Source organism: Pseudomonas sp. MWU12-3103b, assembly GCF_023100615.1.
Taxonomy (GTDB): Bacteria; Pseudomonadota; Gammaproteobacteria; order Pseudomonadales; family Pseudomonadaceae; genus Aquipseudomonas; species Aquipseudomonas putida_A.
Genome location: NZ_JALMEY010000009.1, coordinates 10,533 through 33,923 on the forward strand (window position 1 = coordinate 10,533; position 23,391 = coordinate 33,923).

Sequence of the window (23,391 nt, forward strand, 5' to 3'; positions counted from 1 at the left end):
CTCGTCGTTACGTAAAGAGTTGGGTAAACAGATTGACCGGGAAATCCCCCAGCGCGGCGCTGACGTTCAGCTCCCTGTTTTTTGTGACTGCGCTGCTGTGAAAAAGTCCCTTCAGGTTTGTGTCAGAGGCGGCGAACGGTAAAACCACCCGTGTATCGCCCCAGCGCAGCGCATCCACCTGTGGCACGGCACTGTTTTCCAGCAACGTCGCGCAGCGGATCGGTACGATCACGATGGCGTAGCGGCCCTCGTGCTCACGGGCGAATGCGAGCACGTTGTGCGCCTGCTCGCCCAGCACCTCCAAGGCCTGATACGTGCCCCGGCGAAACAGCTCGACGTGTTCGGCGCGCAGGTTCAGCACCTGCCCGATCAACGCTTGCTTGATGCGCCCGTCACGCCAGTTCGCCAGCAGCTCCGGGAGCGGCGCGTGTCCGTCCAGAGCTTGCGCGCGCGCGGCGTAATCCACCGGCCGGCGGTTGTCCGGATCGACCAGGCTGAAGTCCCAGAACTCGTTGCCCTGATACAGATCCGGTACCCCCGGCACGGTCATGCGCAGCAAGGTTTGCGCCAGACTGTTGAGGGCGCCGGCTGCCGCGATGCTGTTGACGGTCTTGCTCAGCGCGGCGCGCAGCAGCTCGCCTTCTGCACCGGTGAGCAGGCGTTGGGTGAACGTCTGCGCAGCGTTTTCGTAGGCCTCGTTCGGCGCGCTCCAGCTGCTTTGCAACTTGGCTTCACGCAGGGCTTTCTGTTGCCACTGCCAGATGCGCTCGGCGTAGTCGCTGAAACCTGCCTGATCGTCATCACGCAATTGCAGCGGCCAACTGCCGAGCAACGCCTGATACAGGATCAGTTCATCGCCGGACGACGGCACTTGATCATCGTCGCGCAGCGGCCGGGCGAGGGCGCGCCACAACTCGACCTGCTCGGCGTACCAGTGACTGCGTTCGCTGAGTATCGCCAGCCGCGCCCGGGTGTCTTCGCCACGTTTGTGGTCGTGGGTCGCAGTGGCCAGCAAATTGTCGGGAAACGCATCCAGGCGCTGCTGATTGACCGCATGGAAGTCGCTGACCGGTGCGCTGAACTGCTCGGTGTTGTAGCCTACGTCATTGCGCGACAGCAGCACCGCCGAGCGATACAACGCGGTGTCTTCCACGGCTTTGGCCGCTGCCGGCGACGTCAGTTGCTGGAAACGCACGCAGGCGTGCTTGAGGATCTTGCGCGAGCGCCCGCGCGGCTTTTGCCGCCAGGGCGTGCCACCGAGCCAGGCCGCCACACAGTCAAGCACCGGCCAGTCGCCTTCGCCCAGCGTCTGCCGCGCGCCGTCCATGGCCTGCTGGAAGAACTGTTCATCCTGAGCCGCGCGACCCAGCGCATTGATGTAAGTGCGATACACCGGGAAATGCACGATCAGCGCCTGCAACACCCGGCGAATTGCGCCGAGAGTCAGGTCGCGGGTCATCAGGTCATCCCGGGCCACTTGCAGCAGCGCCTGGGCGACGCTTTCGAAGTCACTGGCCAGCGAGCCGTTGAGGATCTGCTGGCGTGCCAGTTGCGCTTCTTCAATGAACGCCGCCGGACGCTCGGTGCGCCGCTGCCAGAGGTCGCCGAGGACGTGTTCGCCATCGGGGTCGTGTTGCAGCAACGACAGCTGATTCATGAACTCGTAACCGGTGCTGCCATCCACCGCCCAATCGGTACGCAGGGTTTCGCCGGCACCGAGAATCTTCTCGACATAGATCGGCAAGTGCCGATCCGGCGCAAGCAAGTCGAGGCGCCGCCGCAGTTTGCGGCAATAGCCACGCGGGTCGGCGAGACCGTCGATGTGGTCGATGCGCAAGCCGTCGACCAGGCCTTCAGCGATCAACTGAAAGATCTTGCCGTGAGTCGCTTCGAATACCGCCGGGCGTTCGACACGCAGGCCACCGAGCTCGTTGATGTCGAAAAAGCGCCGCCAGTTGATGTCGTCTGCTGCGGTGCGCCAACTGGCCAAGCGGTAGCTTTGACGTTCGAGCAACTGATGCAGCTTGTCGAAGCCTTCTGCTGTCGTGGAGTCGTAATGCGCGAGACTTTCCTCGATCGCGGCGAGGATCTGCGGATCGGCTGCCAGCTCTTTCAGTTCAGCCTTGAGCGGCATCGCCAGCGCATGGGCGTCAGTCTGGTAGCTGAGGGTAGTGAAACGATCGGCCAAGTATTGCAGCGCTTCGACCGGTTTGAGCAGTTCGCCGTAGTCATTCGGGCAGATCGGGAAGTGGTGCTCGTAATGCTCGACGTGGAAGCGACCTTGCTGCGCATCGAAGCGCAGTTTCAGCGTGCCTTCCTGCAGCGCGACGCCGTAATCGCTGCCGAGAAACGGCAACAGCAACTGGCCTTCCATCAACGGGTCCGGCGAGTGCCACTGGATGTCGAAGAACTCGCCATAGGGACTCAGGCGTCCCCACTCCAGCAGATCGAGCCACCACGGGTTGTCACCGCCACCGACCGCCATGTGATTGGAGACGATGTCGAGGATCAGGCCCATGCCGTGTTCGCGCAGGGTGCTGACCAGACGCCGCAGCGCCGGTTCGCCGCCGAGTTCCGGATTGACCTGGGTCGGGTCGACCACGTCGTAGCCGTGCATCGAGCCGGCGCGGGCCGCGAGCAGCGGTGAGGCATAGATGTGGCTGATGCCGAGGCGGGCAAAGTACGGCACCAGCGGCACCGCCTGTTCCAGAGTGAAGCCCTTGTGAAATTGCAGGCGCAGGGTGGCGCGCAGGGGTTGGATGAGTGTCTGGTTCATTGGTCACGCTCGGCAGCTTGCAGGCGGGCGCAGGCCAGCAGTTCCAGGCGGCGCGCGGCATCGGCGCCATCAAGCAAGGCTTCGCTGTTGCCGGGCAGGCGTCGCGACCAGTTCGGGTGGCTGTCGATGGTGCCCGGCAGGTTGGCCTGCTCGTCGATGCCCAGCGCATCTTCCAGCGGCAGCAACACCAGCGGTGCACGGGTGTGGCCGAGGAAACGCACGCTGGCATCGACCACTTGATCGGCTTCGTGGGACTCTTCGCGAAAATTTTGCGGGTCCTGACTCAAGGCCCCGCGCAGGCCTTCGCGCTCGCGCTGGCGATGGCGGCGCCATTCGATTTCACCATTGGCGTCGACAAATTCCAGACGCGCATTCCAGTCGATATCGCGGCCATGCCACCAACCGTTGAGCGTCGGCAGATCGTGGGTGCTGGTGGTCGCCAGCGCGTTGTCCGGCCAGTCGAGGATCGGTTTGAAATACGTGTTGTCCTGTTCGAACAGCAGCACGCGCATGCCAAGAATCGCCCGCGCACTGAGTTTTTCCCGCAGACCGTCGGGCACGGTGCCGAGGTCTTCGCCGAGGACGATCGCCTGATGCCGATGGGACTCCAGGGTCAGCAGGCGCAGCAGATCGTCAAACGGGTAATACAGATAAGCGCCATCGGCCGGGGCCGCGCCGTTGGGGATCACCCACAGGCGTTGCAGGCCCATGACATGGTCGATGCGCAGCCCGCCAGCGTGGGCGAAGTTGGCGCGCAGCATGTCGATGAACGCACGAAAGCCGTTGCGGATCAGACCTTCGGGGGAAAACGCGGAAATCCCCCAGCCCTGACCGGAGCGATTGAGAATGTCTGGCGGCGCGCCAACGGTGAGCGAGGCGAGCAGTTCGTCCTGAAAGCTCCAGGCCTGGCTGCCGGCGCCGTCGGCACCGACCGCAAGGTCAGCGATCAGGCCGATGCCCATGCCGGCGCTGCGCGCAGCCGTTTGCGCGCGCTCCAGGCAGCGGTGGATCAACCACTGGCAAAAGGCGAAGTAACTGATGCGTTCGGCGTATTCCTCGGCAAAGGCTTCGAGGGCGGCGCCGCGCGGGTCATGCCAGTGTTCCGGCCATTCGCGCCAGTCGAGGCTTTCGCCACGGGCGGCGCGCATTTCCTGAATGGCTTCGAAACGGCAGTGGTTTTCCAGGGCTTCGCCACCGGCATGGCGGAAACTGGCGAAGTCCGGATGCAACGGATGCTCGCCCGCGACGAAGCCGTCGTACAAGGCTTGCAGCAATTTCTGTTTGGCGTCGGCGGCGGTGGGCCAGTCGATCAGTTTCAAGTCTTCCAGTTGCCGGAATTGCTCGGCCAGACCGCTGGCGTCGATCGCATCACGCAGCGCGCGTTCGCCAAGGATGGCGCCCGGTGCGGCATACAAGGCGTTGAGAAACAGGCGGCTGGACGGCGAATAGGGGCTGTAGCGTCCGGTGTCGGCGCTGAACATCGCATGCAACGGACTGATTGCCAGCGCATCGGCACCGCGCTCGCCGGCCACCCGCGCCAGTTCTTCCAGCGCCTGTGTGTCGCCAAAGCCGCAATCGCCGGGGCGGCGCAGACTGTACAACTGCGCGCTCAACCCCCAGACGCGAGGGATCGGGTTGTCTACCGCATCGCCGACGCTGAAGCAGCGTTCGGGGGCCACGGCGAGGGTGAAATACTGATCGGCGATGTGCACCTGTTGATAGCCGACCGGGATCAACCCTGGCAGTCTGGCTTCAGCATCGAGCTTGAGGTTAAGGCGTGAACCGTCTTCAAGGTGGATTTCGCAAGGCGTTTCAGGCTCGAAATAGCGGGCCAGATCAACGCTGACCCCGACATCTGCGGTCAACAGCGGCGGCAGGTGGCGATCCTGTTGCACCTGTTGCAGTTGCAGCAGGCTGGCGTCGATTTCCTGCGCGGTATTGGCTGGATGACCCAGGCCGGTGAGAACATTGCGCAGCACCGCCGGGGCGACTTTCTGCGGGCGGCCGTTGGCGTCGATCCAGTCGACGGCGAGGCCGGCGCGGCTTGCGAGTATTTCCAGTTGCGCATCGCTCATAGGCGCTCTCCATCCAGAGGTTGCAAGGGGGTTGCGGCCGTGAGGCTGACAAGCGCGCAATACGCGGGCAGTACGCCCGGTTCCGACAGGGCAACGGCGGGCGGCTGTTGAAACAGCCACACGGCGTCGGTCTGTGCAGGGTTGACCACTGGCGTATCGCTGAGGTTCAGGTCAATTCGCAGCTCACTGCCATCGCCCAGGCGCCAGCGTGCACTGACCGCACCGAAGCCGAGCATGTGCGCCCCAAGCGCTTGGGTGCCGGATAGATTGGGAATGATGTAGCGGTGGCGCAATTGCAGCAGTTGCCGGTACAGCGCGAGGCTTTCCTGCTGTTTCGCGCTGCCGCTGCCGACCAGGCGCGGCTGCGAGGCGTGGAAGGTCTGCTCGGCATTCGGATCGGGAATTTTTTCGCGTTTGTGCGGATCGGCGAAGGCGCTGAACCCGGCGAATTCATTGCGCCGACCTTCGCGCACCAGATCCGCCAGTTCACCGTGGTGACTGGTGAAAAACAGAAACGGTTGCTCGGCGGCGTACTCATCGCCCATGAACATCAGTGGAATCATCGGCGACAGCAATAACAGCACGGTGGCGGCCTGCACGGCGCGTGGATCGGCCAGTTGATGCAGACGTTCGCCGAAGGCGCGGTTGCCGATCTGGTCGTGGTTCTGCAGGAACAGGATGAAAGCGGTGGAGGGCAGGTGTTCGCTGGGCTCGCCGCGCGGTTCGCCGTGGCGGGTGATGTGGCCTTGAAAAACGAAGCCCTGGCTTAGGCAGCGCACCAGTTGTTCGGTGGGTTGCAGCGCATAGTCAGCGTAGTAGGCGTCGGTTTCGCCGGTCAGCAGCACGTGCAGGGCGTTGTGGCCGTCGTCGTTCCACTGCGCGTCGTAATCCTCTTCAAGCAGGCTCGACTGGTTGAGCTCGTTTTCGACGGTCAGCCAGACGTGGCGGCTTGGATCGATCTGCTGACGAATACGCTGCGCCAGTTCAGGCAGGAAATCCGGGCTTTCGATGGCGTGCACCGCGTCCAGGCGCAGCCCGTCGAAGCGGTATTCGAGCACCCACATCAGTGCGTTTTCAATGAAGAAGTCCCGCACCTCACGGCGGCGGAAGTCGATCGCCGCGCCCCAGGGCGTGTGCTTGTCTTCGCGGAAAAAGCCTTTGGCGTAGCGCCCGAGGTAATTGCCGTCGGGGCCGAAGTGGTTGTAGACCACGTCGAGAATCACCGCCAGCCCATGGCCGTGGGCGCTGTCGATCAGGTGTTTGAGTTGTTCCGGGGTGCCATAGGAGGCTTGCGGGGCGAATGGCAGCACGCCGTCGTAGCCCCAGTTGCGTGTGCCGGGAAACTGCGCCAGGGGCATCAGTTCGATGGCGGTAATGCCCAGCTCGACCAGACGCGCCAGATGCTGCTCGACTTCGGCAAAGCCGCCGAGCGCGCCGACGTGCAGCTCGTAGATCACCGCTTCGCTCCAAGGCCGGCCGTGCCAGGTGGTGTGGCGCCAGTCATAGGCCAGCGGATCGACCACCACACTGTGGCGGTCAAGGTCGCCGTCCTGGGCGCGGGAGGCCGGGTCGGGCACCTCCAGTTCACCATCGATGTTGAAGCGGTAGCGGGTGCCCGCCAGGCACCGGGTCTTGATCACGAACCAGCCATCGGCCTGCGGTAACATCGGCAAGGACTGGCCGTCTTCAAGTTCGACACTGACGTAAAACGCATCCGGTGCCCACAGCGCAAACTGAGTGTGTTCGGCGTCCTGCATGATCGCGCCGTGGGGCCAGTTTTCTTGGGTCCGTAACGGCATTGTGAAAAGCTCCCTGAGTTATTTGTGGCCGGCTTTACCCAGCGCCTTGGCGACCAGTTGTTCGTAGAGTTCGGCGTAGGGTTCGACCGCTTTGCACCAGTTGAACGGCGCGGCCATCGCTCTGCAGCGCATGGCGTTGAGCAGGTCGGGGAAGGCGAATACCTTGAACGCGCGGCTCAGGGCTACGCGGTAGCTCTCGACAGTGGATTCGTCGAAGAGGAAACCGGTGACACCGTTTTCGATGGTGTCGGCCAGGCCGCCGGTATTGCGTGCCACGGGCAAAGAGCCGAAGCGCTGGGCGTACATCTGGCTCAGGCCGCAAGGTTCATAACGCGACGGCATCAGCAGGAAATCGCTGCCGGCAAACATGCGCCGGGCATCGGTCTCATTGAAGCCGATGCGCACGCCGATCTGCCCGGGAAAGCGCAGCGCCAGTTCACGCATGGCCTGTTCTTCTTCCGGCTCGCCACGGCCGATGATTGCGATCTGGCCGCCGTTCTGCACGATGTATTCGGACACCGCTTCAGTCAGGTCCAGACCTTTCTGATAAACCAGACGCGAGACCACGGCGAACAGCGGGCCGCTGGAATCGTTCAAGCCAAACAGTTCACGCACATGGGCGGCATTGATCGCTTTGCCTTCCCAGTCGCCGATGGCGAACGGCGCGAACAGGTGTGGATCAGTGGCCGCGTCCCAGCTCTCATCGATGCCGTTGGGGATGCCGCTGAGCAAGCCTTGCTGGGTCTTGGCGGCGAGAAAACCGTCGAGACCGCAGCCGAAATCCGGGGTGGTGATTTCCTGCGCGTAGGTGGCGCTGACCGTGGTGATGTGGCTCGAATAGGCCATGCCGGCCTTGAGGAACGACATCTTGCCGTAGAACTCCATGCCTTCCTGTTGCAGGGCGTGGGTCGGAATGCCGAGCTCCGGGCACGAGCCGAGGCTGGTCACACCTTGATAGGCGAGGTTGTGAATGGTGAACAGGGTTGGCGTGCGCTGCCCGCGCCAGTGCATATAGGCAGGGGCCAGGCCAGCGGGCCAGTCGTGGGCGTGCACCAGATCCGGGCACCAGTGAATTTGTGCGAGGTTGGCGGCGATGTCGGCAGCGGCCAGGCCCAGGCGGGCGAAACGAATATGGTTGTCCGGCCAGTCGCGACCGTTGTTGGCACCGTACGGCGAGCCTTCACGCTCATACAGCTCGGGGCAGATCAGCACGTAGATCACCAGCCCGTCCGGCATGTCCATACGCCCGATCTTGCACGGAGGCAATGCGGCATGGCCGCCGAGTTCGCCGATGATGTGGATCGGGTTCTCGCTGTGCATCACCTGCGGGTAACCGGGGATCAACACTCGCACATCGTGCAGGTGCGCCATGGCGCGGGGCAGGGCGGCGGAGACGTCGCCCAGACCGCCGGTCTTCACCAGGTCGGCGATTTCCGAGGTGACGAACAATACTTTCTTCTTGTTGGGATTCTGGCTGGCGACCGGCGTCAGCGTTTTAGTGCCCGGGACGTTGATCGACCGGCTGCCGGGAAGACTCACCGTGCTCGATTCACCAACCGCCTGCTGAGCACGCTCTCCCTGAATATCCAATGCCGCACTGATCATATGAATCTCCCGTGTCGTTGATCTGATTCTTGTATCGAACAAGCTGTGGCCAAATCCTGTGGCCGGGCGCAAACGCGCCACGCATCGGTGAGCAAACGCTACCCAACACGTGCAAGCAGAATGGGTGAAGGGGCCGTTGCAAGGATTGCACCAGTCGCGTTGACCCTGCCTTTCAGATGACCCGCCGCCATCTGCAAAAGTTTCGACAATTTTTCGGGTTTGTGACTGGCCGGTTTTAATCCGCGAAAGTCAGTCTAGGCCAGATCCTAGAGCGGGCGAGAGCAAACGGGTAAATTGTTCGACAATCGGTTTGCAGGCAGCGAAATCCGTGGTGTTCAAGCAGGAACGCACCGACGAAGGGCAGGTTTTTTTGAGGGAGAGGGCTAAAACGGTGACTGGTTGGTCACGATTTTGTGCTAGTGCAAAGGGAGGGCGCACTGTTGTGGTGCGGGCAGTTTGTTGATGTGTTGTCTATTCAGGCCCCTTCGCGAGCAAGCTCGCTCCCACAGTTGATTCGGGTACGACACATTTCCAATGTGGGAGCGGGCTTGCTCGCGAAGGCGTCAGTTGATTCAGCGCAATCGAAACGTTGCGATCAATTCAACAGGCGTAGCGGGCTCCCGGCGGCCCAGCCTTGAATATCCTCGATCATCTGCGCAAAGAACTGCGCATAGTTCTGTCGGCTTACATACCCCACATGTGGCGTGGCCAGCACATTGTCCAATGTGCGGAACGGGTGCAGTTCAGGCAGCGGCTCCTGATCGAATACATCCAGCGCCGCGCCGGCGATCTTCTGTTTCTGCAACGCCTTGATCAGCGCCGCTTCATCGACGATCGGCCCGCGGGCGGTGTTGACCAGCAGCGCGGTGGGTTTCATCCAGTCCAGCGCCTGTGCGTCCACCAGCCCGCGACTGCGCTCGCTGAGCACCAGATGCACAGACAGCACATCGGCCTGTTCGAACAATTGCTGCTTGCTGACGTAGGTCACGCCGGCCTGCTGCGCGCGCTCGGCGGTGAGGTTTTCGCTCCAGGCAATCACGCGCATGCCGAACACCTGACCGAATTGCGCGACCTTCTGGCCGATGCTGCCCAGACCGAGAATGCCCAGGGTCTTGCCGTGCAAATCACCGCCCAGCCCTTGCTGCCAGCCACCGGCGCGCAGGGAGTTGGCTTCGTTCAGCAGATTGCGCGTGGCGGCCATGATCAGCGCCCAGGTCAGTTCCGGCGCCGCGTGTTTATAGCTGTCGGTGCCGCAGACCTTGATCCCGAGCCCGGCGGCCGCCGGCATGTCCAGCGCCGCGTTGCGCATGCCACCGGTGACCAGCAGCTTGAGATTGGGCAGGCGCTGCAGCAGGTCCTGATCGAAACGCGTGCGCTCGCGCATCACGCAGATCACCTGGTACTGGCCCAGACGTGCGGCCAGTGTGGCGTTGTCCGCCGGGTAGTCATGCACAAACGTCACTTCGCCAATGCTGTCGAGCACCGACCAGTCGACCACGTCCCGTGCCACGTCCTGCCAGTCATCGATCACTGCAATCTGCACCGCCATCAGCCTTACCTCATCAACGAACGGGATTGGTGTTGTTCAGCCAGCCGAGCAGGGCCTGGTGAAATTTCGCCGGTTCTTCCATCTGCGGCGCGTGGCCCATGCCGGGGAATTCCACCAGCGTCGACTGTGGAATCAGCTTGGCGACCTGCTTGCCGAGCACCTCATAGTGGCCGATTTTCGCCTTGACCTCGGGTGACGCGAGATCTTTGCCGATGGCCGTGGTGTCGGACGTGCCGATCAACAGCAGGGTCGGCATCTTCAGGTCCTTGAACTCGTAGTACACCGGCTGGGTGAAGATCATGTCGTAGATCAGTGCCGAGTTCCACGCCACCTGGGTTTTGCCCGGGCCGTTGCTCAGGCCGGCGAGCATGTCGACCCAGCGGTCGAATTCGGGTTTCCAGCGGCCGTCATAATAGGTGTTGCGCTCGTAGTCGCGAATGCCTTGGGCGGTGACTTTCAGCTCGCGCTGATACCACTGGTCAACGGTGCGATACGGCACGCCGAGGGCTTTCCAGTCCTCCAGACCGATCGGGTTGACCAGCGCCAGTTGTTCGACCTGATCCGGGAACAGCAGCGCGTAGCGAGTGGCGAGCATGCCGCCGGTGGAATGGCCGAGCAGGGTGGCTTTCTGAATGCCGAGGGCCTTGAGCAGCTGTTGGGTGTTGGTCGCCAGTTGCTGGAAGCTGTACTGGTAGTGATCGGGTTTGCTGGAGGTGCAGAAGCCGATCTGGTCCGGCGCGACGACCCGGTAACCGGCCTCGCTCAAGGCCTTGATTGAACTGTCCCAGGTGGCGGCGCAAAAGTTCTTGCCGTGCATCAGCACCACGGTGCGCCCGTTGGCCTTGCCGTGGGCGGCGACGTCCATGTAGCCCATCTGCAGGGATTTACCCTGGGACTGGAAGGCAAAGTGTTTGAGCGTGTAGGGGTATTGGAAACCTTGCAGCTCCGGGCCATAGGTCTGGCCATCGGCGGGTGCAGTTTCAGTGGGCGCTGCAGCGTGGGCGAACAGCGGCAGCGCAGCGCTGAGGAACAGGCCGGGCAGCCAGCGGGATAGCGTGACGGACATAAGGGCAAACTCCATGGAAATCGGCCGATGCTGGAACGCCCGGATTAGGGCGATGTTAACCACAGGCAACATCGTGACCGGAATGTTCAACCGAGCCAGCCGAGGGTGATCATCGCCACCACGGCGTAACGCGCGCCTTTGGCCAAGGTGACGATCAGCAGAAAGCGCCCGAGCGGCTCGCGCATGACGCCGGCGATCAGGGTCAGTGGATCGCCGATCACCGGCAGCCAACTCAGTAGCAGCGACCAGTGACCATAGCGCTCGTAGTGTTTGCGCGCAGTGGCCATGTGGTTCGGGCTGACGGGGAACCAGCGTCGATCCTGAAAGCGTTCGAGGCCGCGCCCCAGCCACCAGTTGACCAGCGAACCGAGGACGTTGCCCAACGTCGCCACGCCCAGCAGGCCCCAGAGCCAGTAACGGTCGCTGGCGATCAGCCCGACCAGCAGCGCTTCGGATTGCAGCGGCAACAGCGTCGCAGCGCCGAACGCCGCCGCGAACAGCCCGACGTAACCGGCAGCCATCAGTGGGCCGGGTAGTCCGCCACCACCACATCCGTGCCGTCCTTTTTCAGGCCGATCACTTGATAGGCATCGCTCATGCCGTCCATTTCCATGCCCGGTGACCCCATGGGCATGCCCGGCGCGGCGATACCCAGCAGATCGTCACGCTTGCTCAGGGCCAGCACTTGTTCCGCCGGCACATGGCCTTCAACGAACTTGCCGTTGATCAGCGCGGTATGGCACGAGCCCAGGCGCGGTGGCACGCCGTGTTGCTGCTTGAAGCTGCTCATGTCGCTTTCGACATGGTCTTCGACTTTGAAGCCGTTGGCTTCGAGGTGACTGATCCATTTCTTGCAGCAGCCGCAATTGGCGTCGCGGTGCACTTCGATCGGGATCAGCTCGGCGGCCTGGGCCAGGGAGGACAGGAGCAGGGCGCTGAGGGCGGCCAGTCGCAGGGAGGTTCGCATGGTGGGCTCTCGACAAGGATGACGGTCAAAAAGGAAAGTATTTTGACCGGATTATCCTGCCGGGCATCAACGGAGTGTTTCAAGTTGATACAAGGCAGGCTGGCAGGATGATCATGGATCAAACCTGACAGCCTGCTGAGCGGGAGATTACAAATCCGTCAGGCGGAATGGAAATGCGCTCTGTGGCGAGGGAGCTTGCTCCCGCTCGGCTGCGTAGCAGTCGCCAATCGGTCAATTTCGGCTTCCTGTTTATTGCGCTGCCAGAGTTGGGGCCGCTTCGCGACCCAGCGGGAGCAAGCTCCCTCGCCACAATAGACTGGTAGGGTAATCACCGAACCTTGAACCGCCCCATGATCGCGCTCACCCGGTTGTTGGCTTCCAGCAACTGGCGGGTGTTGAGTTCGCTGGCCTGGCCGCTGTGCACCAGTTCTTCGACCATGTGCCGGATCTGCACCATGCTGCGGTTGATCTCTTCGGTGACCGCACTCTGCTGTTCGGCAGCGGTGGCGATCTGCGTGCTGAGGCTATTGATGTGGCTGACCGAACCGGCCATTTCATCCAGACCGGAGTTGACCCGCGCCGTGGCGTCGGCGGCGGACTGGCAGCTGGCCTGAGTGTTTTCCATAGCGCTGACCGACGAGCTCACGCCTTGGGTCAGGCGGGTCAACATCTCGTTGATTTCCGAGGTGCTGGCCTGGGTGCGAGCGGCGAGGGCGCGGACTTCGTCGGCGACCACGGCAAAGCCGCGACCCTGTTCACCGGCCCGGGCGGCTTCGATGGCGGCGTTGAGCGCCAGCAGGTTGGTCTGCCCGGCGATTGCGCCGATCACCCCGAGAATCTCGGTGATGCGCTGCGCGTCCTGCTGCATGTTCTCGACTTTCTGGGTGGCGCTGGCCACTTCGTCGATCAAGGCCACCACGCTGTTGGTCGCTTCACCGACCACCACCCGTGAGCGGTCGGCGTTTTCGTTGGCGCGCTGGGTGAACGCAGCGGTTTCAGCGGCATTCTGCGCGACGCTTTCGGCCGTCGAACTCATTTCGGTGATGGCGGTAACGGTCTGATCGGTTTCCGAAGCATGGCGCAGCAGAATCTGGCTGGTGTTGGCCGACGTACGCTGCAGGTCGTCCAGGCTCGAAGCCATGGCGCCGGTGGCCTGGGTCACTTCACCGATCATGTTTTGCAGGTAGGCAATAAAGGTGTTGACCGAGTGGCCGATGGCGCCCAGCTCGTCTTCGGCACGGATGGTGATGCGTCGGGTCAGGTCGGCATCGCCGCTGGACAGCAAGTCGATGTTGGCCTTCAGCGCTTTCATGCGCGACACCAGTTGGCGGATCGCATACACCTGCAACAGCACCAGCAGGATCACCAGCGGAATCTGCAACAGGCTCAGGCTGCTGAGCACGTCGTCACGCTGGGCGGTGAGCATTTTCGTTGGCAGGGCGGTGGCGAGGAACCACGGCGTGCCTTCGATCGGGCGCATGAAGAAGGTGCTGGCTTCGCCGTTGTTGTCGAACTCGACGCGTTGCGCCTGATCGCGGTTCTGCAGGCCGGCCTTGACCTGACTGGCGAAGGTCGAACCGGCGGCCAGTTCGCTGATGTTCTTCAGTACGATCGGGCCGCTGATGCGCGAGCTGTTGCTGATGATCTTGCCGTCGGCCTCGACGATCAGCATTTCGGCGTTGAGGTCTTTTTCCTTGCGCGCCACCAGATCGTTGAAGAAGCCCAGCGTCACGTCGATGGTCGACACGCCCCACGCTGCACCGTTTTTCTGGATCGCCATGGCGCAGTTGGTGCGCGGCTCGGCACTCGCGTCATCTTTATAGGCAGCGGCCCAGGCGCACTGGCCGCGCGGGGTCTGCATGCCGCCCTTGTACCAGCTCTGGTCGTAATAGTTGGGCGCCGCGTCGCTGTTCCAGAAGGTATTCACCGCCAGTTTGCCCGAGGCGTCGCGGTGCCAGAACGTGCTGAACTTGTTGCGCCCGGCCTCACGCTGACCCGGCAGTGGCCAGATCCCGCCACCGAAGACTTTCAGTTCGCCGTATTGATCCACCAGGCCCGGCAACACTGTGTCGATGGCCGCGCTGTCGAGCAGGGGAATGGTCTGGGTGATGCTGCGCTGCTGCGCCTGGACTTTGTTCAGTTCGCCCTGAATCTGTTCGGCGACTTCGGCAATCCGGTTGAGCACCACCTGTTCTTCGGTATGCCGCAGCTTGGGGGCAACCAATTGGCTGATACCGACCACGGTCAGCACCGACAGCAGCAGGATGAACAGAACCAGAAATAACGTGTAGCGAGCCTGAATGGTGCGGAATGCGGGCATGGATACCGGTCCTTGAGCTGCGATTCTTATTGTGGGGTCGAGGGAAAAACGGCGGGGTCACACCAGCGTATCGTCGGCGAACGGGGAAGCTTTAAGTACTTTGGTGCAAGAAAGTGTCGGGCTGACGGAAGGTGCGTGTCGACTCCGATACAAATGGCTTGACCCTCTTGTCAGCCAGCGCAAAAAAAGCTTCGCGAGCAATCGTCAAACTGCCATGAAACCGCGGCACCGTGAGCTTCTGGCAATTTGTATCGAGAATGTACAAAAATTGTAAGCGGCTGCACTAAAAGGGTTGGTGCCACCAGTTCGCCGGTAGATACTTCCCGGCATTCAAGTAGTCCAGCAAGGACATTTCATGGTTATTTCACAGGGAGTCTTCTCATGACGATCGGCATTGTCGGCGGCTGGGAGAGCAAGGCAGGGGTGCTGGTTCGCAATACAGGCGCGAAGAAGGAGGTCAAGCAAAGCCTCAAGGTGCAGCAGATGCTCGCCAAGGTCGGCACCAATCCTAACGCGCTGAACACAGCCGAAATGGACAAGCAGGGCCTGCGCAAAAATATCAAGGGGTTCGATCCGGCGAATGTCTCGGTCAAGCAACTGAGCAATCTGAGTGTTTTCCTGCGTGAGCGCGGGCTGATTTCCGACATCACCTCCTTTACATTGCTCAATGCCGGCGACAAGTTCGACCGTTTCGGCGTGACCAAAGACCCTGATGCAAAATTCAATGCGCTGGAGTATTTCGCCACCCAGCTCGACGCCATTCAGAACAATGGCCTCAATGGCAATGCCTACGGCAAGAACCTGATCCCTGAATACAAAAAGGCGATCTATGTGCTGCAGAACCTGAAAACCTACGGTGAAGGCAACGCGGCGAAACCGGTGGACCAAGGCGTCAAGTCCAAGGCCTGAGCCGGTCACCCACGGCCCACCCATTGATTGGGTGGGCCGTTTTCGTTTTTAGTCCTGATACCTTTCGCCGGCCTGCTGCGCCTGATCCTGCAGGTGCTGCATGTGTGGACAGTGCAGACTCAGCGTGGAGGCCTGGTAGCCACGATGAAACAGTGCCAGCCAGCCGTCGCTGTGGTCATCGGGGACAATCCCGGTGAAAGCGAAACCGGCATCGGCCAGTTTGCGCAGCGCGCTGGAAAACCCTTGGGCGAGTCTGAGTCTGATCGAAATCAGCCAGTGCGCCGGCAGTTGTCCCAATTGCTCGAGCAGGTTGTCATCGAGGGCCTTGAGCAGCAGGTCGTAGCGCCCGGATACGTGATCGAAGCGGATCTTCGGGCCTTTCCATGGCACGGTATGGTCGGTGGTACCAAACACCGCCTCCAGACGCGACATCAGCTCGCGGCAATCCTGCGGCCAGGCCAGCGCCGGCAGCGGGCGCCGATAACCGTCGATGCTGCAGTGACCCACAACAATCGTCTCCCGCCCTGTTCCACCGAACGGCGAAGGCGCGTAATCGGGCAACAGACCACAGCTGTGAAACCCCAGGCCGGCGGCCATGCGCTGCGTATACGGGTGATGCGTGACCTGTTTGATCGTCACGCCTCGGCAATCCAGCGCCTGGGCGTGAATCAGCAACTGCTGGCCCAACTGGGTGGCGATGTTTTGCCCGCGGGTGTCCGGGTGCACCACGGTCAGTGCCAGCTCCGCCAGTGCGGTTCGGCCAGATTGGCGAAACAACGTGGCATGCCCGCAGATATGCTCGTTTACCACCGCCACCAGCGAGTGCCAGCGACCGACACTGTGGTTCTGGCTGATCATCCAGGGCAGATACACGTGGGGTTGAGGATAATGAACACCGTAGATTTCTTCGAACAGGCGGCTGACTGCCGGCGCATCGGCGACGCGATAGCGGCGGATGGTTGTCGTGTCCATCACGCTTGCCCCTGCTGCGGATGGTCATAAACCCGTCGATCCACGACCCGCTGATGTTTGCCGGAGCGTGGATGACAGGTCAGTTCATCGTTCGCACAGGCGATCACGTTCAGCTCCAGCAATTGATCGAACTGCAGCTTCTCGATCAACGGGTATTGGTCGATCAGCGCACGGTGCAGGGTTGAGCTTGCCTGGCTGATGTCAGCCGTTCGCGTGCAGGGTACCCACTTGAGGCTCAGCAGATCTTTGCTTGCTCGCTGTTCGATGAGCAGTTGCCAGTCATCGCTGGCGGCGATCTTGCGCACCAGCTCGCCGATGTCACCGGTATCCAGACTCAACACGCTCACCCGCACGCGCTGGCTGTTCATGCTGCGGCCCATCAGGGCGAACTTGCGCATCGGCGTCCCCGCCGGTTCACGCCAGCAGGCGAGGTCGCCGACCGGATAGCGGATCACCGGCATCAGGCGCCGGGTGAGATTGGTAAGAACCAGCCTGCCATTACGATTGCACTCTTCGATGACGGCACCGCTCACCTCATCGATGATCTCCAGCACGCTGTGCCGCTCCAGCATCCGGTGTTCGCCCAAGCTGCAATCGCGGGTGCTGACGCCGATCAGTCCGGCATCGACACTGGCGTAGCCGATAGAGGCAATGCGTGCGTTCGGGAACACCCGCTGGAGCGTTTGCAGCTGGGCGGCGAACAGGCTCTCGCCGCCGTAGAGCAGGGTTTCGACGCCCTCCAGGATCCGTGACTGGCGCTCAAGCCAGGCGGCGAATTTGAGCATTTGCGCCGGCAGACCGGCCAGCACATTGATCCGGTACGCAACGATCGACTCGGCCAGTACGGCGCTGTCGACGGCCCCGGTGAAGGGAAATTCGCTGACGGGAGTCTGGACATGTGCCAGCGCGTCGTGAAGAAAAATGAAGCTGGCATACAGGTCGCCGACGAAGAACAGATTGGCGACCCGGTCGCCGGGGTTCAGTTGCGCCGTGAGGTGGCTGCCGAAATCGCGCACCAGGGTTTGCCATTCTGCGCGGGTGAACAGCGAGAGTTTCCCTGAGCCGGTGGTGCCCCCGGTCTTGAAGACCATCGCGTCTTCCAGCGGGCCTGACAACACTGGCCATTGGTGCGGATGCTGACTGTCACGCCAGTATTGTTCAGGGTCGATCAGGGGCAGTTCAGTCAAAGCGCTGATGGGTGCCGCGACATCCTTGAAGTGTTCGCGGCAATAGGCCGAATGTTGGCGGGTGTAACCGAGCAAATTGTTCAATTCAACGATCGTGTTCATGATTTTTTCTTGTATGAAGTGGCGATGGGCCGCGTGCAGATAGCTGCTGTCAGCGGCGCGTATCAATCAGTAGGGGAGTCTTGCCGCTGTGCCGGTTTCGGGCGAACTGCTCGACGGCACATTGCTCGACGTCCAGCGTGAGCAAACCGGTCTGCACCAGCGTGGTCAGCGTCGAATAATTCTGCAGTCGGTGGTGGGCATCGGCCGGCTCCAGAGGGCAGTGCAGGCGCATGCGTTCCAGGCCGTCAGGGCCGTGATCGAGGGTCAGTTGAAACGGCATCTGAAGGTGCTGCTCCAGAATCGCCAGCGAAATAAAATCGGTGCCGATGCGCAGCAGGTTGCCGTGGCGTTGCAGCAGTTCGAAGCGCGGCGAAGTCAGACCGCAGGCACACGGGCCGGGTAACCAGCGTCCGCTGTCGCCAATGTCATAGCGCTGCACGGACTGACCCTGACGCTCGCGGGAGGTCACCAGCAGACGACCGGATTCGCCGTCACCGACCGGCACGTCATGCTCGAAATCGACAATTTCCAGGTGCTGGATGTCGCTCATCAGATGGAAAACGCCATCTGCCGTGGCCCGGCAGGCATGGCCCAGGGGACCGGCATCGACGCTGCCGTAAACCGCCGAGCGGATCAGGCTGACGCCGCAACTTTGCAAGAGCTCGCGGGTTTGCTCACTCAGGTGTTCGCCACCGAGAAAGACCTTGGCGACGCCACCGTATCGCCGGAGTATTTGTTGTTCGTTGATAAACAACCGGTGCAGGGTGCCGGGCATGCCGATCAGCACGGTGATCCGTTGAGCCTCGATCATCTGCGCGATCTCGTGGTAATCGTCGTCCGCCGGGGCGCCCATCGGCCAGTGTCGGGCCTGCAGTTGTTCCAGTACTTTGGCAAAACTGGAAAAGCCGCCGTACAGTCCGCCGCTGAAAAACAGGTTCATGACCCTGTCCTGCGCCGGATCCAGACCGGCCGCCAGCAAACCATCGGCGGCCGCCTGCATCTGGCGCTGGAAGTCGTGGTAACTGAAGCCGGAAAGCACGGGTGCGCCACTGCTGCCGCCGGAGCGAAAGAACAGCTGCGCCGCTGAATCCGGCGGCTGGCGGACGAATTGTGCCTTGTCCATGATTGGCAGCCCGGTCAGTGGTGGTGGGGCTGGCGGCTGGTCGAGCGTGGAGTGGCTGGTCAGCACGTTCGCCGGCAGACTGACCGATACGCGTCGACTCAGGCGCTGCAGCGCATAAACACCGTCGTGGGGTTCGCCGGCGTAGCCATCGTGAATAGTCTCGATCGGGGTAATGCGCGTCACACCGGCGGCAATCAGCGTTTGCGCCAGTTCAGCGATCTGCGCCTCGGGGCACAGCAAGGCGCAGCTCTGCAGCACGTTGCGCCAGGGCAGCAACGTGGCGCTGAGCCGCTCGCGGGGCATTGGTTTGAGCAACAGGCTGCGAAACAGCGCAGAAGGTTCGAGCTGGCGATCATGGCTCCAGATCACCCGCCAGCCCGGGGCACTCCAGACCCGGCCGATCTGCCCGGCAAAACTCTGGGCCAGCCGGGCCATCGCCGTGCAGGTGGTGATTTGCGAAGCCTCTTCAAGCGTCGGCGCAAGGGCCGGCCATTGTCCGGCACGGCGTTCGAACGCGGCGGCCAGTTGTGCCCCGATATCGTTCAGTACGCTCGCGTCGTCGCTGTCCACCAACAACCATTGCGGGCTGGAGCAGGCTTGCTGATCGAGGCGGCAGACTTCATCGACAATCGCATCGAGGATGGCGGGCGATGCCGCGTCCGGGGTCAGGTAGGCGAAGCTGATGCGGTGCCCCCAGTCGATCCAGCGACAGCCTGGCGGGATCTGCTGGCGGATGGCTTGCAGCGCGGTTTCGCCACCCCACGCCGCGACACCGTTGGCGTGCCTGCACAACTGGCCGATTTGTTCGGTGCGGGTCGGCAGCACCGCCACGTAACCATTGAGTTGTCCGCTCGGGTCGCATGCAACCAACGCCTGAAGCAGGCGCGCGGTGAAGCCAGCGTCACTGCTGCTGGGACGCAGCCAGTTGACGTTGCCGCTCAGCAGACTCTCGATCACCGCACAGAACGCCAGCAGCGGCGCGTTGGCCGGAGTGATATGCACCACCAGGCCCAATGGACTCCAGCGCTCGAAGCGTGATTGTCGATAGTCGATGCGACGCAGCGATTCGGGGCGCAGGCCCAGCTCACGATCCAGCTTGGCTTGCAGGGCGGCAGGCTGGCAGAAATCGATCAGTGCCTCGCGCTGACCGGGAGCCAGTGGCAGTTCCGTTTCTTCTTGTTGCAGACGTTCGGCGAAGGCCTTGGCAGTGGCAAGCAGTGTGCTGGTTTGCAGTGGAATCTGCAGCCTTCGTGGCAACTCCAGCTGAAGTTGGTGCAAGGCGCTGTCGAGGCTGCACTCGGTGTGCAACTGACCGTTGATCAGGTACATATCAGTGCCTCCCCAGCAGTTCGGACGCGGCCATGGCACAGCTCCTCGCGGCTGTGGTACCGGCGCGGCCGTGCAACTGGAACCAGTCGCTGGCCAGACCGCAGGCACAAGTGGTGCCGGGATGCAACGTGGCCAGATCGCTCATGACCACGGCATGGGCCGGGCTTGAGGAAATGTAGGGCGAGACCAGATTCAGCAGGCCACGCTGGCCATAGGGCAGCACCGAAAAATCCACCGGGCTGCGTACATACACTTTCGCGTAGACCGGTACGTGAAAGTGATGGTGGGCGCATTCGACGTAAGGCACCGCGTGTTCGACGGCGCCGTAACCGTCGCGACAGTCTTGGGTAGCGATGCCCAGTTGTTGCTGGATCCGTGCATACAAGGCTTGTCTGGGGACTTCTTCGGCGGCGCGGGTTTTCCAGCCGCCGCCGAAAAATGCCAATGATCCGGCCTGCAGTTGCAGGTCTGCCACGCCGGTCGCGCGCATGCGCTGCAGGGTTTCCCAGAGAAAGGCGGGAAAGCCGAAGATGCGCACCGGCAGACCTTCTTCGGCAAAGGCCTGCAAGGCGCTGATCACGCCGAACAGATCAAACTGGTGGCCGTCACCATTGCGACGCAGGGCGTAAACCACCCGATTGGCGGGAGCAAAACCGCACAGGAATTGATCGGTGAAGGATGTGCCCAAGGTGTTTTTCTGCTCCGGCTCATAGCCGAGCAACAGGTAGTTGCACGGGGCACGCGGGGTAATCCAGCCATATTGGGCGAAAATCCGTTCGACCATGTACTGCGCGGCGCCGAGGCTGCGCGCGTCGTAGCGCATGCGGCTCTTCTGCCCGCTGGTGCCGGAGGAAGTCAGTTCCAGGGCGTCTTCGCCCGTCGGACTGAGCAGCATCTGTTGCTTGAAGAAACTGGCGAAAATCGGTGGCAATTGCGACCAGTCGTCGAGCTCGTCCAGGTCATCGACAGCGATTGCATGGGCGTTCAACCAGTGGCCATAACCGGGCGTATGGCGAGCGTGAAACCGGGTGATTTCGCTCATGGCCAGATTGAACAGCCCTTTGGGGACGGCCTCCTGGCAATAGGGCTGCGGCAATGCGCAAAGCGCATCGCTGTGGGGGAACAGAGTCATCGAATATCCTTATTGATGTGTGGTGGGCGCGGCGGGTGCCGCAGAAGGCGGTAGAGCAGGGGCAGGCACAGCAGGCCGCCGAGGCCGGCGAGCAGGGAAAAGGATTGCAGGTTCGAGCCACCGCCGATGATGGCGATGAGCGAGCCGCCGCTGCCCATCACGGCAATCGACAGCATGCCGATCATGGCCGAGACCAGCCCCTTGCCCGCATCGCTGGAGAACAGCGCGAGGCGGTACAGCGCGGCGTTGCTCATACCAAGCCCCAGTGCATACACGGCCAGTGCGCAAACGGCCAATGGCAGCGCAGCCGAACTCAGGGCTGCAGCGATCAGCCCCAGCAGTCCGAGGCAAAACGGCCACAGGGCCAGACCGATCACCTGGGCGAGCGTGTGCCCGACGAGCAATCGATCCAGTAGTAAATTACCGAGGATCACCGCCGCAAACACCGGGATTTGCCACAGGCCATATTCCAGCGCAGACAGCTCAAGGCGTTGCATGAGCAGCACCGGCGCCAGTCCGATCCAGGCAATCAGCGGCAGGCTCATCAGGCCCAGTGTCAGACTGGCGCCGATGAATCGTCGGTTGCGCAGCAGCGCGAGGTAACCCAGGCCGATCTGCCTGAGCGAAAACGCCACTGGTGCCTGTCGCTGGCCGTCACGGCGCACGACGTCGATCGTTTCCGGCATCCAGGCAAACAGAGCGAGCCAGACAACCACACTCGTTGCCGCCAGCCCCAGAAACATCTGTCGCCAGCTCAGCCATTCCAGCAGCAGGCTGCCGAGTAAAGGGCCGAGCAGCGGCGACAGCAGCGCCACGTTGCCCAGTAATGCCATGAGGCGCACGGCATCGGCCTCGCAGAACACTTCCTGCAGGGTCGGGTAGCTGACGGCGACCACAAAGCCCAGGCCCATGCCCTGGATCAGGCGCAACGCATTAAAGGCTTCAATGCGCTGCGTTATGACTGCGGCGCTGCACGCCAGGCCGAACAGCGCACAACCGAGCAACAGCAAGCGACGCCGGCCGTAGCGGTCGGAAAGGGGGCCGATCAGCCATTGCAGGCACACGCCACCAATCAGATACAGGTTGAAGGCGTTGGCTACATGCCGGGTATTGGCGTTGAACTCGCCGGTCACCGTCAACATGGCCGGCATGATCATGTCGCTGGCCATATAGGTGAGCAGTTCAAAAGCGGTAATGGCCAGGCAGAATCCGATAATCTGCACGGGCGTCATTACGATCAAGGTTCTCTGCATAAACATCCCTGTTTCAGTAAGCGAGAAAAGTTCGCAGAGACTAGAGGCAGAGTTGTCGCGGCAGCCAATCCTTTGCTGCGACATGAAATTTCAAATACTTACAGCGTATTTACTGACCCCCGCAGGCTGATCGAAAAGGCATTTGCGAGGCACAGGCGCGCCAACAAAAATGCCCGCTGGCGGGCGGGCATGGTTGGCATTGAAAAGGCTGGTGAGGTATCCCGACCGGTATTTCAGGCGCACCGGCGGGCGAACGATCCTGTTCTATCGATGGTAATAACCGGGGCCTTCCTGATAACGATGGTGGTCGTCATGCCAGCCGCCGTGGGGGAAAATGATGCAGCCGCTCAAGGTCAGAACGGCAAGGACAGGAATCAGCCAGGTGATTCGACGGAACATTTCAAAGATCCTCATGGTTACGCCGGCATGAAGCCAAAACTCTTCATCGGCTGTAACATGAGACCGCGTTCAGCCAAGCCCATCCCCGCAACATGGTATGTGCATGGCATGCAACCGGATACAAACCGGATACATTTGAAAGTTTCAGGAACCTGCAATGACCCAGAAGCAACGTTTGAAATACTCGATCCTGATCGCCCTGTCGGTGCTGGCGATCATGCTCGGCCTGTCCTGGCTGCAAAATGCCGGGATGATCAGTCAGAAGATGTTCCAGTACATCGCCATGGGTGTGGCGGTGGTCGTGGTGGTGATCAACGGGGTGATGCGCCGCAAGGTCAAGCCCTGACGGCGATCGCGGGACGCTTCAATCGTGATTGAGCACGGCAGCAGCCTGTGGATGCAGGCTGTAACTCTTGTCCGGGTTGAAGGTGACCACCCCTTCGGCGCATAGACGCTTCAACACTTCGCGCACGCTGAGAAAGGACAACGGAATATCCAGGTCCAGCAGTTGACTGTGCACGCCGCGCACGCCCAGGCGTCGATCGCTTTGTGCGGCGACCAGCAGGGCGTCGATGACTTTCAGGCGAATCAGGCTGGTACGCAGGCCGAAGCTTTTCAGCAACAGACGAATACGCTCATTGCCCTGACGCTCGGGGCTGGGGGCGAAGCTGCTCGCGCGGGAACTCATGGAAGCTCCTTGTGACGCCTGGCTACCATCCATTGGTAGTTGCGAGTTGTACATGGGGTTACTCCTTTTCAGAGCCCGATCAGGAAACGTTTTGACTGCTCTCAGTAAACAAGACGTTTCAGCACGACAAATCATGAAAG

At 61.8% G+C, this 23,391-nt stretch carries 18 protein-coding genes; 2 read left to right on the forward strand and 16 right to left on the reverse strand.

Annotated elements, in window-relative coordinates; translation table 11 throughout:
- Positions 1 to 7: 7 nt before the first annotated feature.
- From M0808_RS15150 to M0808_RS15190, 9 genes are all read right to left on the reverse strand, one after another.
- Positions 8 to 2,776 (reverse strand): malto-oligosyltrehalose synthase, encoded by a 2,769-nt coding sequence (locus M0808_RS15150; RefSeq protein ID WP_247841725.1) that lies wholly within the window; start codon positions 2,774 to 2,776, stop codon positions 8 to 10.
- Positions 2,773 to 4,851, reverse strand: coding sequence for a 4-alpha-glucanotransferase (gene malQ, locus M0808_RS15155; protein ID WP_247841726.1), 2,079 nt, complete (start codon positions 4,849 to 4,851; stop codon positions 2,773 to 2,775). Before malQ ends, M0808_RS15150 begins: the two co-directional genes overlap by 4 nt.
- A complete protein-coding gene (treZ, locus tag M0808_RS15160; protein ID WP_247841727.1) occupies positions 4,848 to 6,650 on the reverse strand; it encodes a malto-oligosyltrehalose trehalohydrolase in 1,803 nt (600 codons plus the stop codon). Before treZ ends, malQ begins: the two co-directional genes overlap by 4 nt.
- Before the next feature lie 18 nt (positions 6,651 to 6,668).
- Positions 6,669 to 8,255 (reverse strand): glycogen synthase GlgA, encoded by a 1,587-nt coding sequence (gene glgA / locus M0808_RS15165; RefSeq protein WP_247841728.1) that lies wholly within the window; start codon positions 8,253 to 8,255, stop codon positions 6,669 to 6,671.
- A 595-nt stretch (positions 8,256 to 8,850) separates the two neighbouring features.
- Positions 8,851 to 9,804, reverse strand: coding sequence for a D-2-hydroxyacid dehydrogenase family protein (locus M0808_RS15170; RefSeq protein WP_247841729.1), 954 nt, complete (start codon positions 9,802 to 9,804; stop codon positions 8,851 to 8,853).
- A 13-nt stretch (positions 9,805 to 9,817) separates the two neighbouring features.
- Entirely contained in the window at positions 9,818 to 10,870 is a 1,053-nt protein-coding gene (locus M0808_RS15175) for an alpha/beta hydrolase (protein ID WP_247841730.1), read from the reverse strand.
- A gap of 86 nt (positions 10,871 to 10,956) precedes the next feature.
- Positions 10,957 to 11,391, reverse strand: a complete 435-nt coding sequence (locus tag M0808_RS15180) for a YqaA family protein (protein ID WP_135295720.1) — start codon at positions 11,389 to 11,391, stop codon at positions 10,957 to 10,959.
- The gene (locus tag M0808_RS15185; protein ID WP_103369533.1) at positions 11,391 to 11,837 is read right to left on the reverse strand and encodes a DUF411 domain-containing protein; all 447 of its coding nucleotides are present in this window, start codon (positions 11,835 to 11,837) and stop codon (positions 11,391 to 11,393) included. Before M0808_RS15185 ends, M0808_RS15180 begins: the two co-directional genes overlap by 1 nt.
- A 328-nt stretch (positions 11,838 to 12,165) precedes the next feature.
- On the reverse strand, positions 12,166 to 14,157 hold the full coding sequence (locus M0808_RS15190; RefSeq protein ID WP_098963936.1) for a methyl-accepting chemotaxis protein: 1,992 nt from the start codon (positions 14,155 to 14,157) through the stop codon (positions 12,166 to 12,168).
- 381 nt (positions 14,158 to 14,538) lie between these two features.
- Here M0808_RS15190 and M0808_RS15195 point away from each other — a divergent pair, with 381 nt between their 5' ends.
- Positions 14,539 to 15,066 (forward strand): hypothetical protein, encoded by a 528-nt coding sequence (locus M0808_RS15195; protein ID WP_098963937.1) that lies wholly within the window; start codon positions 14,539 to 14,541, stop codon positions 15,064 to 15,066.
- A gap of 48 nt (positions 15,067 to 15,114) precedes the next feature.
- Here the strand turns inward: M0808_RS15195 and M0808_RS15200 are convergent, their stop codons facing one another.
- From M0808_RS15200 to M0808_RS28485, 6 genes are all read right to left on the reverse strand, one after another.
- Positions 15,115 to 16,038, reverse strand: coding sequence for a GNAT family N-acetyltransferase (locus tag M0808_RS15200; protein WP_139055882.1), 924 nt, complete (start codon positions 16,036 to 16,038; stop codon positions 15,115 to 15,117).
- Positions 16,038 to 17,327: an AMP-binding protein gene (locus M0808_RS15205; RefSeq protein ID WP_247841731.1), complete on the reverse strand. Its 1,290-nt coding sequence runs from the start codon at positions 17,325 to 17,327 to the stop codon at positions 16,038 to 16,040. The genes M0808_RS15200 and M0808_RS15205 overlap by 1 nt, the downstream gene beginning before the upstream one ends.
- A gap of 49 nt (positions 17,328 to 17,376) precedes the next feature.
- Entirely contained in the window at positions 17,377 to 19,779 is a 2,403-nt protein-coding gene (locus M0808_RS15210) for an aldehyde dehydrogenase family protein (protein ID WP_247841732.1), read from the reverse strand.
- Position 19,780: 1 nt separating this feature from the next.
- Complete coding sequence (locus M0808_RS15215) at positions 19,781 to 20,911, reverse strand: acyl-protein synthase (RefSeq protein WP_247841733.1); 1,131 nt, start codon at positions 20,909 to 20,911, stop codon at positions 19,781 to 19,783.
- The gene (locus tag M0808_RS15220; RefSeq protein WP_247841734.1) at positions 20,908 to 22,164 is read right to left on the reverse strand and encodes an MFS transporter; all 1,257 of its coding nucleotides are present in this window, start codon (positions 22,162 to 22,164) and stop codon (positions 20,908 to 20,910) included. Before M0808_RS15220 ends, M0808_RS15215 begins: the two co-directional genes overlap by 4 nt.
- 264 nt (positions 22,165 to 22,428) lie before the next feature.
- Positions 22,429 to 22,563, reverse strand: coding sequence for a hypothetical protein (locus tag M0808_RS28485; RefSeq protein ID WP_007961861.1), 135 nt, complete (start codon positions 22,561 to 22,563; stop codon positions 22,429 to 22,431).
- Positions 22,564 to 22,720: 157 nt separating this feature from the next.
- Between M0808_RS28485 and M0808_RS15225 the strand changes: the two genes are divergently transcribed.
- On the forward strand, positions 22,721 to 22,909 hold the full coding sequence (locus tag M0808_RS15225) for a hypothetical protein (protein WP_007961862.1): 189 nt from the start codon (positions 22,721 to 22,723) through the stop codon (positions 22,907 to 22,909).
- Between the two features lie 18 nt (positions 22,910 to 22,927).
- Here M0808_RS15225 and M0808_RS15230 read toward each other — a convergent pair whose 3' ends face one another.
- A complete protein-coding gene (locus M0808_RS15230) occupies positions 22,928 to 23,305 on the reverse strand; it encodes a fe2+ zn2+ uptake regulation protein (RefSeq protein ID WP_027612026.1) in 378 nt (125 codons plus the stop codon).
- Positions 23,306 to 23,391: the final 86 nt, after the last annotated feature.